10 protein-coding genes are annotated in these 12,007 nt (G+C 74.1%); 2 read left to right on the top strand and 8 right to left on the bottom strand.

The features are described 5' to 3' along the window. Nucleotides 1-36 precede the first annotated feature (36 nt). The 3 genes from ACWDD9_RS23040 to ACWDD9_RS23030 all read right to left on the bottom strand — a co-directional run bounded on the left by ACWDD9_RS23040 (nt 37) and on the right by ACWDD9_RS23030 (nt 3,876). Nucleotides 37-720 (bottom strand): nitroreductase family protein, encoded by a 684-nt coding sequence (locus tag ACWDD9_RS23040; protein ID WP_049658730.1) that lies wholly within the window; start codon nt 718-720, stop codon nt 37-39. A 133-nt stretch (nt 721-853) separates the two neighbouring features. Beyond that, complete coding sequence (locus ACWDD9_RS23035; protein WP_049658729.1) at nt 854-2,491, bottom strand: ABC-F family ATP-binding cassette domain-containing protein; 1,638 nt, start codon at nt 2,489-2,491, stop codon at nt 854-856. A 152-nt stretch (nt 2,492-2,643) separates the two neighbouring features. After that, the gene (locus tag ACWDD9_RS23030; RefSeq protein WP_449812550.1) at nt 2,644-3,876 is read right to left on the bottom strand and encodes a hypothetical protein; all 1,233 of its coding nucleotides are present in this window, start codon (nt 3,874-3,876) and stop codon (nt 2,644-2,646) included. 522 nt (nt 3,877-4,398) lie between these two features. On the opposite strand from ACWDD9_RS23030, the gene ACWDD9_RS23025 reads away from it, so the two are divergent. Next, nucleotides 4,399-6,012, top strand: a complete 1,614-nt coding sequence (locus tag ACWDD9_RS23025; protein ID WP_449812549.1) for an ABC-F family ATP-binding cassette domain-containing protein — start codon at nt 4,399-4,401, stop codon at nt 6,010-6,012. Between the two features lie 21 nt (nt 6,013-6,033). Here ACWDD9_RS23025 and ACWDD9_RS23020 read toward each other — a convergent pair whose 3' ends face one another. Then, nucleotides 6,034-7,401, bottom strand: a complete 1,368-nt coding sequence (locus ACWDD9_RS23020) for a S41 family peptidase (RefSeq protein ID WP_449812548.1) — start codon at nt 7,399-7,401, stop codon at nt 6,034-6,036. Between the two features lie 442 nt (nt 7,402-7,843). Between ACWDD9_RS23020 and ACWDD9_RS23015 the strand changes: the two genes are divergently transcribed. Continuing rightward, the gene (locus ACWDD9_RS23015; RefSeq protein ID WP_074002239.1) at nt 7,844-8,056 is read left to right on the top strand and encodes a hypothetical protein; all 213 of its coding nucleotides are present in this window, start codon (nt 7,844-7,846) and stop codon (nt 8,054-8,056) included. A 27-nt stretch (nt 8,057-8,083) separates the two neighbouring features. Here the strand turns inward: ACWDD9_RS23015 and ACWDD9_RS23010 are convergent, their stop codons facing one another. The 4 genes from ACWDD9_RS23010 to ACWDD9_RS22995 all read right to left on the bottom strand — a co-directional run bounded on the left by ACWDD9_RS23010 (nt 8,084) and on the right by ACWDD9_RS22995 (nt 11,889). Then, a complete protein-coding gene (locus tag ACWDD9_RS23010) occupies nt 8,084-8,734 on the bottom strand; it encodes a Pr6Pr family membrane protein (protein WP_049658279.1) in 651 nt (216 codons plus the stop codon). A 157-nt stretch (nt 8,735-8,891) separates the two neighbouring features. Further along, nucleotides 8,892-9,599, bottom strand: a complete 708-nt coding sequence (locus ACWDD9_RS23005; RefSeq protein ID WP_449812589.1) for a response regulator — start codon at nt 9,597-9,599, stop codon at nt 8,892-8,894. 17 nt (nt 9,600-9,616) lie between these two features. After that, on the bottom strand, nt 9,617-10,915 hold the full coding sequence (locus tag ACWDD9_RS23000; protein WP_449812547.1) for a sensor histidine kinase: 1,299 nt from the start codon (nt 10,913-10,915) through the stop codon (nt 9,617-9,619). Continuing rightward, entirely contained in the window at nt 10,912-11,889 is a 978-nt protein-coding gene (locus ACWDD9_RS22995; protein ID WP_449812546.1) for a hypothetical protein, read from the bottom strand. Before ACWDD9_RS22995 ends, ACWDD9_RS23000 begins: the two co-directional genes overlap by 4 nt. Nucleotides 11,890-12,007 lie beyond the last annotated feature (118 nt).

The following is a 12,007-nucleotide window of genomic DNA, read 5'->3' as shown; positions in this document are numbered from 1 at the left end:
TCTGGTGGCGGGCGCGCCCGGCCGCACCCCGGCGCGTCAGAGCCGGACCATCACCTCGTCGAGCTCCTTGCGCCGCAGGTCCGGCACGCGCGCCCCCTCGGCCGGGTAGCCGACCGGGATGACGTACGCGGCGCGCTCCTCCGCCGGGCGGTCGCACACCTCGTTGAGGAACTTCATCGGGCTCGGGGTGTGGGTCAGCGTGGCCAGGCCGGCCTGGTGCAGCGTGGCCAGCAGCAGCCCGACCGCGATCCCCACCGACTCCTTGGTGTAGTACGGGCGCGGCGACTCGGGGCCCTTGTGCACCTCGAACACCACGATCACGGCCGGCGCGTCCTCCAGGAACGGCTTGCGCCAGTCGGTGCCGATCGGGGCGAGCGCGGCCAGCCACTCCTCGGACGCCCGGTGGCCGTAGAACTCGCGCTCCTCGGTCTCGGCCGCCTCGCGCAGCCGCCGCTTGCGCTCCGGGTCGGTGATCACCACGAACCGCCAGGGCTGGACGTGCGCGCCGCTGGGCGCGGTGGAGGCGGTCCGGACCGCCCATTCGACCACCCCGTCCGGGATCGGGCGGGTGGAGTAGTCGCGGACGGTCCGGCGCTGCGCCATCACGTCGTGGAAGGACCTGCTGCGGGCCTCGGCCTCGTGGGCGGGCACCGTCATGGGGGTGAGCGGGACGGTCGGGTGGGACGTCCCCGCCACGGCGCTGTCAGTGCTGTCAACCATGGCGCACAGCACAGCACATGACGGCCCCTCCGGGAGGGGGTTTCCGGGAAGAGGTAGAGACCAATCCCCGGAGACCGATCCCCGGAGGCCGATCCGGCCGGCGGCCGATCCCGTTCCCCGGGCCCGGCGACCCCTACAGCTCGTGCGCCCGCCCGTCCCGGACCTCGATCCGCCGGTTCACCGCCACCGTGTCCAGCATCCGCCGGTCGTGGGTGACCAGCAGCAGGGTGCCGGTGTACGAGCCGAGCGCGGACTCCAGCTGCTCGATCGCGGGCAGGTCCAGGTGGTTGGTGGGCTCGTCCAGCACCAGCAGGTTGACCCCGCGGGCCTGCAGCAGCGCCAGCGCGGCCCGGGTGCGCTCGCCGGGGGAGAGGGTGCCGGCCGGGCGCAGCACGTGCACCGCCTTGAGGCCGAACTTGGCCAGCAGGGTGCGCACGTCCTCCGGCGCGAGCTCCGGCACGGCGGCCGCGAAGGCCTCCAGCAGCGGCTCCCCGCCCAGGAACAGCCCGCGCGCCTGGTCCACCTCGCCGACCACCACGCCGGAGCCCAGCGAGGCGCTGCCGCTGTCGAGCTCGAGCCGGCCGAGCAGGGCGGCCAGCAGCGTGGACTTGCCCGCGCCGTTGGCGCCGGTGATGGCGACCCGGTCGGCCCAGTCGATCTGCAGGTCCACCGGGCCGAAGGAGAAGTCGCCGCGCTTGGCGACGGCCGCGCGCAGAGTGGCCACCACCGAGCCGGAGCGCGGCGCGGTGGCGATCTCCATCCGCAGCTCCCACTCCTTGCGCGGCTCCTCGACCACGTCCAGCCGCTCGATCATCCGCTGGGTCTGCCGGGCCTTGGAGGCCTGCTTCTCGGTGGACTCGGTGCGCTTCGCCTTGGCGTTCTTGTCGTTGTCGCTGCTCTTGCGGCGGGCGTTGCGGACGCCGTGCTCCATCCAGTTGCGCTGCATCTGGCCCCGGGCCTCCAGCGAGGCCTTGGTGTCGGCGTACTCGTCGTACTCCTCGCGGGCGTGCCGGCGGGCCACCGCCCGCTCCTCCAGGTACGCCTCGTAGCCGCCGCCGTACAGGTTGACCTGCTGCTGGTGGAGGTCCAGCTCCAGCACCTTGGTCACGGTGCGGGCCAGGAACTCGCGGTCGTGGCTGATCAGCACGGTGCCCGTGCGCAGGCCCTTGACGAAGGACTCCAGCCGCTCCAGGCCGTCCAGGTCGAGGTCGTTGGTGGGCTCGTCGAGCAGGAAGACGTCGTAGCGGGAGAGCAACAGCGAGGCGAGGCCGGCCCGGGCGGCCTGGCCGCCGGACAGGGCGGTCATCGGCAGGTCCAGCGAGACCTTCAGCCCGAGCGAGTCGGCGACCTCCTCGGCGCGCTCCTCCAGGTCGGCGCCGCCGAGGTCCAGCCAGCGCTCCAGGCCGACGGCGTACGCGTCGTCGGCGCCCGGCCGGCCCTCGACCAGGCCCTCGGTGGCCTCGTCCAGCGCGGCCTGCGCGGCCGCCACACCGGTGCGGCGGGCCAGGAAGTCGCGCACCGACTCGCCCTCGCGCCGCTCCGGCTCCTGCGGCAGGTGGCCGACGTTGGCGCTCGCCGGGCTCAGCCGCAGCGAGCCGCCCTCGGGGGTGTCCAGGCCGGCCAGCAGCCGCAGCAGGGTCGACTTGCCGGCGCCGTTCACGCCGACCAGGCCGATCACGTCGCCGGGGGCGACGACCAGGTCCAGGCCGGAGAAGAGGGTGCGTTCGCCGTGGCCGGCGCTGAGGTCCTTGACTACGAGTGTGGCGCTCATGATGAGCCCGATTGTAGGAGGAGCCGGGCGTCCGGCCGAAAAGACGGGGGCCGCGGCCGTCGCGGCCGCGGCCCCCGGATCACCGCTCAGCGGGTCACCGCGCCGCTCGGAAGACCACTCGGCCTTCGTCGGAGCGGGTCACTCGGCCTTCTTCACTTGGCCTTCTTCGAGAAGTACTCGAACATGTGCTGGGCCACGTCCTCCAGGTACGGACCGGCCTCGTAGGTGTTCGCGCCGTTGCCGATGGAGGTGTCGCTGACCAGGGCGGGCTTGCCGTCCTTGGTCGCGTACCAGCCGCCGCCGCTGCTGCCGCCGGTCATGTTGCAGCCGATCAGCAGCATCGCCGGGCGGCTCGGGTCGCCGGTCTTCTTGGACGGCTTGCCGCCGTCGCAGTGCTCCAGCTCCACGCCGTCGAAGGGCTTGCCCTCCGGGAAGCCGTAGTTGCTGACGGCGCCGACCTGGTCACGCGGGGCGTTGAACCAGAGCGGGACGGAGCCGCCGACGGTCTCCTCCAGCGACTTGCCGCCCGGGCTGGGGTTCGCGACCTTCACGATGCCGAAGTCGTACTGGCTCCACGGGCCGCCCTTCTCCGGGTCGGCCTCCGCGGCCCACTGCGGCGAGACCATGCCGGAGGTGGCGGTCCACTCGCCGTACGGCTCGGCGTCCTCCAGCTTGGCCTGCTTGTTGCCGTTGCTCAGCACGCCGTTGCTGTTGAAGGCCGGGGCGAAGGTGATGTCGGTGTAGTACTTGTTGCCCTTGCCGCCGTGCAGGCAGTGGCTGGCGGTCCACACCAGGTTGCTCTTGCCGGGGTTGGCCGGGTCGGAGACGACGGTGCCGGAGCACACGTAGTCCTCGTTGCCGTCCTTGAAGAAGATCTTGCCGTTGACGTGCATGTTCTTCGGGAACGGGTGCGCCACGGGCTTGGCCGGGACCATCGCGGGCAGCTGGTCCGCGCCGCCGCCACCGCCGGGCTGGGCCGCGGTGGGCTGGGCCGTGGGCGCGGCGGTGGCCGGCGCGCTGGTGGCCGGCGCGGCGCCGGTGGGCTGCGCGGGCGGCTGGGTCCCCTCCGGGGCGGGCTGCGGCAGCGGCTTCGGCTTGGCGTCCAGCAGCTTCTGCAGGGTCCAGTAACCCTTGACCGCCGGGGTGATCACGTTGGCCTGGGCCCACTTGTCCCAGTCCTCCAGCTTCCAGGTCTTCAGCTCTTCGAGCGTCGGAAGCTTGATCGGAGCCGCGCCCGGCGTGCCGGAGGCGCCGGCCGTGACGCCGGGAGCCGCGGTCACGGCCGGGTCGGCGTTGTCGGGGCCGCACGCGGTGGCGACCACCATGGTCAGCGCGACGACGGAGGCGCCCAGGACGGCACGGCCCGGCCGGGATATCGGTGACATGAGTTCAAATCCCCCTGTTGACTACCGCCATGCGGCCCGTTCCCCGGGTGCGGCCCCACTCGGCCGCAGGCATGGCAGGTGAGGAGTCTGCCATGCGTCCGGGGGACTCCCGAATTCCGCACCGGACCGGGACGGGGCCGTCACCGGATGGGCACGGGATCGGCACCGGGGGCCCGTCGCGGGGCGGTCCCGGGGGTGCGCCCTGCGGGTCGCGCGGTGGTCCCGGCGGGCCCGGCGGCCGGTAAATCGGTTGCACGCCCCGGGCGGGCTGCCTAGCGTGGTCCGGGTCATCAGCCAGACAAGGAGAAGGCCGTTGCTCTACTGAGGTCCCGGGACACCGCCCCCGCCGCGCAGGCCCTGCTGCCGTCGCGCGGTGCGCGAGTGTGCGACCTCAGTCACGGCCCGTGGCACTCCTCTGCGTGACGCCACCCCTTCGTTCCCCCGGCCGTGCCCGGTTTCCGCACCCGCGGTGTCTCCCCGTGTTGCTCACCACCCCTTCGGCAACCACCCCGGGAGGCCTGTATGGCACACCACCCCACCACCACCGCCGTCCTCTGCACCGAGCTCTCGTTCGAGTGGCCCGACGGCAAGCCCGTCCTGGACGGCTTCCAGCTCGCCGTCGGCCCCGGCCGCACCGGCCTGATCGGGCTCAACGGCGCGGGCAAGTCCACCCTGCTGCGGCTGATCGCGGGCGAGCTCGCCCCGACCGGCGGCACCGTCCGGATCGACGGCGAACTCGGCTACCTGCCACAGGGGTTGACGCTCGACACCACCCTGCGGGTGGACGAGGCGCTCGGCATCCGCGCCGCCCGCGAGGCCCTGCACGCCATCGAGTCCGGCGACACCGACCAGCGCCACTTCGACGCGGTCGGCGACGACTGGGACGTCGAGGAGCGCGCCCGCGCCACCCTCGACCGGCTCGGCCTGCACCGCCTCGGCCTCGACCGGACCACCGGCGAACTCTCCGGCGGCGAGGCCGTGCTGCTGCGGCTGGCCGCCCTGCTGCTGGCCCGCCCCGACGTCCTGCTGCTCGACGAGCCCACCAACAACCTCGACCGGGCCGCCCGCGAGCGGCTCTACGAGACGGTGGCCGGCTGGAACGGCGTGCTGCTGATCGTCAGCCACGACCGCGAGCTGCTCCGGCACGTCGACCAGATCGCCGACCTCCGGGACGGCGAAGTCACCTGGTACGGGGGCAACTTCGAGGAGTACGAACGCACCCTCGCGGCCCAGCAGGAGACGGCCGAGCGGCTGCTGCGCAACGCCGAGGCCGACGTCCGGCGCCAGAAGCGGGACTTGGCCGACGCCCGCATCCGGCTGGACCGCAGCGCCGCGTACGGCAAGAAGCGCTCGGTCACCCGCAACGACCCGCACATCTTCGCCGGGATGCTCAAGCGCAAGGGCCAGGAGACGGCCGGCCGCCTCCAGGGCATGCACACCGAGCGCCTGGAGGAGGCCAAGGCCCGGCTCGACGCGGCCGAGGAGGCCGTCCGGGACGACGCCGAGATCCGGATCGACCTGCCGCGCACCGCCGTCCCGGCCGGGCGCACCGTGCTCACCCTGGACAGGGTCCGGCTGCCCCACGGCACCACCGCCGACCTCGACCTGCGCGGGCCCGAGCGGATCGCCCTGGTCGGCCGCAACGGCGCCGGCAAGACGACGCTGCTGCGCACCATCGCGGGCGAACTCGCCCCGCCGGCGGGAGAGGTCATCACCCCGGTGCCGCTGCGGCACCTCCCGCAGCGGCTCGACCTGCTGGACGAGGAGCGCTCCGTCGTGGAGAACGTCAAGCTGTTCGCCCCCACCGCAGGGGACAACGCGGTCCGCGCCCGGCTCGCCCGCTTCCTGTTCCGCGGCGCCCGGGCCGACCAGCCCGCCGCCACGCTCTCCGGCGGCGAGCGGTTCCGGGCGACGCTGGCCGCCCTGCTGCTGGCCGACCCGCCGCCGCAGCTGCTGCTGCTCGACGAGCCGACCAACAACCTGGACCTCGCCAGCGTCCGCCAGCTCACCCAGGCGCTGTCCGCGTACCGGGGCGCGCTGATCGTGGCCAGCCACGACCTGCCGTTCCTGCGCGGCCTGGGCCTCACCCGGTGGCTGGAGCTGGACGGCGAACTGCGGACGGTGGAGCCGATGTAGCGCCTACTGCTGCTCCTGCCGTTACTGCTCCTGGTCGTTCTCGGCGTTCCCCTGGTCGCCCTGGTCGCCGTGGTCGCCCTGGCTGCTTTGGTTGCCTTGGGCGTCCTCGGTGAGCATCCGGCGGGCCGTGCTCAGGGCCGAGTCCCTGAGCGCGGTCAGCTCGTCCGGGGTGAAGACCGGTGTGCGGACGTTCGGCGGGATGCCCGGGCCGTCGAAGGTGCCGCCGTTCCTGGTCAGGTACTTCTCGTTCGGCAGGACGGCCATGAAGTCCGGCGAGAGCGACTTGATCATGATGTCGGAGAAGACGCCCTGGGTGTTCTCGCCGACCCGGAGCACCCGCGGGGAGCGGCCCGTCATGGCCTGGGTGAAGGTCTCCGCGGCGCTGGTGGAGATCGAGGAGGTGAGCACCGCCACCGGCCCGGTGAAGTGCCCGCCCGCCGACGGCCGTACGGTGATCGGCTCGGGCCGGGTGAACTTCGTCGGGTCGGCCGGGTCGTTGCGCGCCACCTTCCGGTAGGCGACGTACGGGCGGTCGGTGAGCCGGGCGGCGATGTGCAGCCCGAGCGCGTCCGAGCCGCCGCCGTTCAGCCGCACGTCGACGACCAGGCCGGTGGGCCGGTCAGGGCCGGCCAGCACGGCGTCCAGCGCCCGGTCCAGCTCGTCGACCTGGCTCCGGAAGTCGCCGTCGGTGTAGCCGTCGAAGCTGCTCACCCGGAGGTAGCCGAGGCCGTCCGGGAGCCGGCCCACGCCGAGCCGGCCGCCGGCGAACTGCTGCTCCGGGCCGGTGAGCTGGGCGGCCGAGGCCTGCAGGGCCCGCGCGGTCAGTTCCGGGGTCTGCACCGTCGAATCCGGCCGCTGCCCGCCGAAGACCTCCTTGGCGTGCCCGTCGACCACCCGGGCCAGCCCGGTGTGCGCGTCGCCGAGCGGGCCGAGCATGTCCGTGAAGACGTCCTGCAGCCGGTCGGCGGTCGTCGCCGGGGTGATCGTGGGCCGCTTCTCGTCCCGGACGGCGTGCCAGTCGATGCCCTTGGCGGCGAAGAACGGGTAGTTCTCCTCGAAGTCCTCCCAGAACCGGTCGAAGACCGCGAGCGGGTCGTTCGGAGCCGGCCGCGCGCACAGCGGCGGCAGGGCGTCCAGGCGGGTGAGCGACTTGGTGCCGACCCCGCTCTCCTCGCGTTCCACGGCCCGGTTCCGGCCCTTGGGGGTGAGCGTCATGGCGAGGTTGCCCACGGTGTAGCGGGTGGTGCCGTCCGGGCCGGGCTCCGAGGCCTGCGTCCCGGTGACCCACCCGGGCAGGCAGCTGTGCGCGGTCACGTCGTAGGTGGTGACCCGGCCCCCGGAGACCGCGATCAGCAGGCCGTAGCCCTCCGTCCGCCAGACCCCCTCCAACGGGTTCCCCCGCCCTTCCCGCGCCGCGGCCGCCCCCGGTGCCGCCAGCCCCACCGCCGTCGCGAGGGCCACTGCCGCGGCCGCGGCCCGGCCGACGCCGCTTCCGGTCCTGCTGCGCGCCGTTCCCGCCGTGCGCGTCATCCCTGACCTGCGTGCCATTCCTGACCTGCGTGTCATCTCCGGCCTCCGCCGAAACCCCGGTCTCCCCCGCGGAACCCCTCCGCCACCGCTCCCCGTCGACGCTACGGCCGGCCCCACCGCCCGGGCGTCATCCGACGAGCCGCACCCGCTTCCTCCTCCGGGCGCACCGGCTTCCTTCTCCGGGCCGACCCGGAGCCGGGCGCAATGGTCCTCGACGGTCTCGACAGCGACCGTTTTGACTGCGGGTGAAAAACCGCCGTCCGCGGTCCCAACTACCCGTCGCTCCAGTACCATCGGCGGCATGCCTGCGCTCACCATCGAGTACACGGAGCACGAGCTCGCCGCGATCCGCGAGGCCGCCGCCGCGGACGGCAAGACCGTGAAGGCCTACGTCCACGACCTGAGCGTGCGCGAGCAGCAGCGCCGGGTCTTCGTGGACCACGCGGTGGCGTTCTGGAAGGCGCACCGGGCCGAGTTCGACGCCGCGTTCCCCGAGGACGCGCCCGCCGCGTGAGCGACGGGGGAGCGTGGACTCCCGGGGCTATGCCTGCGGCGTCGACCGCAGCCTTCCCGCGATCCGCGTCCCGAGCCGGTCCAGCCCGACGACGAGTGCGGCGAGCGCCACGAACTCGACGGTCAGCAGGGCTATCTGGCCCCAGACGTAGCCGTAGCCCTTGGTGGTCGGGTCGAAGAAGAAGTACGGGTAGGGCATCGGGTAGTCGTCGAACAGCGCGTTGCGGGTGAGCACGATCGCCGCGTAGCCGAGCGGGAAGCCCAGCCAGAGCGGGATGTCCTTCCACGCCGAGGCGTTGCGCGGCTTGAGCACCAGCCAGTCGGCGATCACCATCACCGGCGTCACGTAGTGCAGGAAGAACGACGACCAGTGCGCCAGCTTGTCCGGCCCGCTGACCAGCCCGGGCAGCGGGTTGGCGCCGTGTTCGAGCAGGATGTGCGAGACCAGCCCGGTGATCAGGATGTACAGCGTGGCGGCGCCGCGCAGCCGGGGCGCGGGCGCGTCCACGGTGCCGCGCTTGAGCATCCAGTACACCGCGCCGATGAAGTAGCCGAACACGATCACGTTGCTCTGCACGGTGAAGTAGACCAGCGGCGCGGTCCCGAGGGTCAGGCCGAGGCCCGCCGAGAGCACGATGCCCATGCGCCACCAGAGCGCGGGTCGGGTCCGGACTGTCATGCGGCCACCAGTTCGTTCCAGGCGATACGGGAGGTATCGGACGTCGAGGGGGAAACCCGCACTCTACTCGCTGGTACCGATCGGATGGAATCCACGTTCGAGGCGCTCGGGCGGACCGGGGGCACGGGTGATGGCCGTGGTGGATCCTGAGCAGGCGTCAGCCCGGCAGCACGAAGCCCGACTCGTACGCCGCGATGACCGCCTGGGTGCGGTCCCGCGCGCCCAGCTTGGCCAGCACGCTGCCGACGTGCGTCTTCACCGTCTCCTGGCTCACCACCAGCTGCCGCGCGATCTCGCCGTTGTTGAGCCCGGTGGCCATCAGCCGCAGCACCTGCCCCTCCCGCTCGGTCAGCCGCCCGATCGACCCCCGGTCGCCCGACCCGGCCTCCCGGCGCCGGTCCGCGCCGTGGCGCAGCGCGAGGTCGCGGACGGCCGCCGGGAACAGCAGCGAGTCGCCGCGCGCGACCAGCCGCACCGCCTGCACCATCTCCTCCGCCCGGGCCCGCTTCAGCAGGAACCCGGCGGCGCCCGCGCGCAGCGCGTCGTACACGTGGTCGTCGTGCTCGAAGGTGGTGACCACCAGGATGCGCGGCGGCGGGGCCATCCCGTTGACCAGCTGTTCGGTGGCCCGGATGCCGTCGATGCCGGGCATCCGGACGTCCATCAGCACCACGTCCGGGCGCAGTTCGCGCACCAGTGGGACGACCTCGGCCCCGTCGGCGGCCTCGCCGACCACGGTGAGGTCCGGTTCGCTGTCGATCACCACCCGCAGGCCCAGGCGGACCAGCCGCTCGTCGTCCGCGATCACCACCCGGATGCCGTCGGCGCCCTGCCGTGCACCCTCGTCCACGGCGTCGTACCCCATCTCGTTCATGTCCTCGTTCACGTCGTCCCTCCCACCGGCAGCCAGACGGCCAGCCGCCACGTCGTTCCGTCCCCGTCCGGCCCCGCCGCGCTGCCGCCGTGCAGGGCCGCCGCCCGCTCGCCGATCCCGCGCAGCCCGCGCCCGCCGCCGGGGCGGCTCGGCCGGGCGGGGCCGAGCGGATTGGTCAGGTCGATCTCCAGCCGGCCGTCGGCGAGCCGGACCCGCAGCCCGGCCGGGGCGGGCCCGGCGTGGCGCAGCACATTCGTCAGGCCCTCCTGCACGATCCGGTACGCCTCGCGGGAGACCGGCTCGGGCAGGCCGGCCAGCCCGGGCGCCAGCTCGGCGTCCACCGCCACCCCGGCGCGGCCGAGCTGGCGCAGCAGGTCGTCCAGCCCGGCGAGGGTCGGCCCGGCGGGTCCGGCGGCCTCCGGGCCCTCCTCGCGCAACAGCCCCAGTACGGCGTCGAGTTCGGCGACGGCCGCCCGGGCGGTCTCCTCGATCGCCGCGAGCGCCTCGGCGGCGAAGTCCGGGTTGCTGCGCAGCACCCGGGCGGCGGCCGAGGCCTGGATGCCGACGGCGCTGAGCGCGTGGCCGACCGAGTCGTGCAGCTCGCGGGCCAGCCGGTTGCGCTGGGCGAGCACGGTGGCCCGGCGCTCGGCGACGGCCACCCGCTCCTCCGGGGTCGGGCCGAGCAGGGCGGGCGCCCAGCGGGCGAGCAGCGCGCCGCAGACGGCGTTGGTGCCGACGATCAGCAGCAGAACGCCGAGGCCGAGGGCCGGGCCGGTGACCAGCCAGCCGGGGAAGTGCCGCTCCCACATCCGGACGAACTCCCTGGTCCCCGCGAAGCCGCAGACCAGCACCACCGCGAACGGGGTGCCCGCCAGCGTCATCCCGGCGACCACCCCGCCGAACAGGACGTGCAGCACGTACCAGAGCGCGGTGCGCCACCGGGCGCCCCAGGAGCGGGCCGGCCCGGTGGCCAGCTCCTCCGGCCGGGCCGCCGAGCACAGCGCCCGCGCCGCCGCGCCCTCCAGCCCCCGCACCATCGGCACCAGCGCGGTGACGGCGGCCATCGGCAGCGAGGTGAGCAACGACAGGACGTACAGCAGCAGTTGGCGTCCGGGCGACTGGTTCGGGTTGAGCGCCCCGTACAGCACCACCGACAGCATCCAGTACGGCATCAGCAGCGCGCCGCCCAGCACCAGGTGCACCCAGCGCAGCCGGGCCCGCCGGCCGACCGCCGCCCCCGCCGCACGCCGCAGGCGGACGCCCACCTCTCCCGTACGCCGCAGTCGCATGCCCACCCCCGTGATCACCCGCGCGACTCTACGGCAGCGGCGCGCCGGAGGGTGCCGCGTTCGGTGAGCGCGACCGCCCCGACCGCCAGGACCAGCACCGCGGCCACCACCTGGGCGCCCTGGACCAGGGGCGTCAGCCCGGGGACGGCCGTCCGCAGCTCGGTCACCCGGGTCGTCGTCGCCCCGAAGGCCACCAACTGCCAGGCGCCCCAGCCGAACAGCGAACCGGCCGCCGTCCAGACCGCCAGCAGCGGCCCGAGCAGCCGGCGCCCCGGACGGAACCGGAAGACCAGGACCAGCAGCGCCGCCGCCGCGGCCACCGCCATCACCGCGGTCACCCCGTTCATCACCGCCACGCCCCGGGACCGGCCGTCCACCAGGTCCTGCGGCACTCCGGCGGTGCCGCCCAGCGCCCAGTAGACCCGGGCCGCCGCGACACCCGCGGCGAGCAGCGCGGCAACGCAGGCGAGGACGCGCTGCACGGTCAGGGTGGGGGAGTCCGGCAGGTCGCCGATCCGCTCCCGCAGCAGCCCGGCCCAGCGCCGGCGGGCGTACAGCACGAAGGCGGTGATCAGCGCGAGGCCCTGGACGGCGAAGCCGCCGTACACGACGGGGAAGACCCAGCCGCCGAGGCCCTTGTCGTCCGGGTCGGCGCTCTCCGGCCCCAGGACCAGGAGGCTCAGCAGGTACAGCGGCAGCGCGACCAGGATCGTGCCGAGCAGACCGGTCGCCACCCACATCGGGAACGCCACCAGCCCGGCCGGCGCCCGCCGCCCCCACGGCCGGACGAACGCCAGCGCCAGGGCCACGGCGATCGCGTCCATGCCGAAGGTCAGCAGGTTCACCAGCCACAGCCGGTCCATCTCGCCGGGATCGCCCGCCCCCACCGGATGCCCGGTCAGCCACAGCAGCTTCAGCGTCAGGTACGGCCCGGTCGCCGCCACCGCCGTCCACGCCGCCCCGGCCCGCACCACGTGCTCGTTGATCCTCATGCCCCCACGGTCCCGCCGGGCCGGGCGCCGGGGCCTCCGCCGGGGGCGCGATCCCGCTCCCCCTGGCGGGGGATCTCGGCGGGCGGGGGCTCCTCCGGGGGGTCCTCTCCGGGCGGCG

The organism is Kitasatospora sp. NPDC001119 (genome assembly GCF_053598475.1).
Note: the sequence above shows the minus strand (reverse complement) of the source record. Positions and strands in the feature narration are given on the sequence as shown.

Bases quoted from the DNA above. Each gene is read 5' to 3' on its own strand.
- ACWDD9_RS23040 (WP_049658730.1), bottom strand. From the start codon at position 720: ATGGTTGACAGCACTGACAGCGCCGTGGCGGGGACGTCCCACCCGACC.
- ACWDD9_RS23035 (WP_049658729.1), bottom strand. From the start codon at position 2,491: ATGAGCGCCACACTCGTAGTCAAGGACCTCAGCGCCGGCCACGGCGAA.
- ACWDD9_RS23030 (WP_449812550.1), bottom strand. From the start codon at position 3,876: ATGTCACCGATATCCCGGCCGGGCCGTGCCGTCCTGGGCGCCTCCGTC.
- ACWDD9_RS23025 (WP_449812549.1), top strand. From the start codon at position 4,399: ATGGCACACCACCCCACCACCACCGCCGTCCTCTGCACCGAGCTCTCG.
- ACWDD9_RS23015 (WP_074002239.1), top strand. From the start codon at position 7,844: ATGCCTGCGCTCACCATCGAGTACACGGAGCACGAGCTCGCCGCGATC.
- ACWDD9_RS23010 (WP_049658279.1), bottom strand. From the start codon at position 8,734: ATGACAGTCCGGACCCGACCCGCGCTCTGGTGGCGCATGGGCATCGTG.
- ACWDD9_RS23005 (WP_449812589.1), bottom strand. From the start codon at position 9,599: ATGGGGTACGACGCCGTGGACGAGGGTGCACGGCAGGGCGCCGACGGC.
- ACWDD9_RS22995 (WP_449812546.1), bottom strand. From the start codon at position 11,889: ATGAGGATCAACGAGCACGTGGTGCGGGCCGGGGCGGCGTGGACGGCG.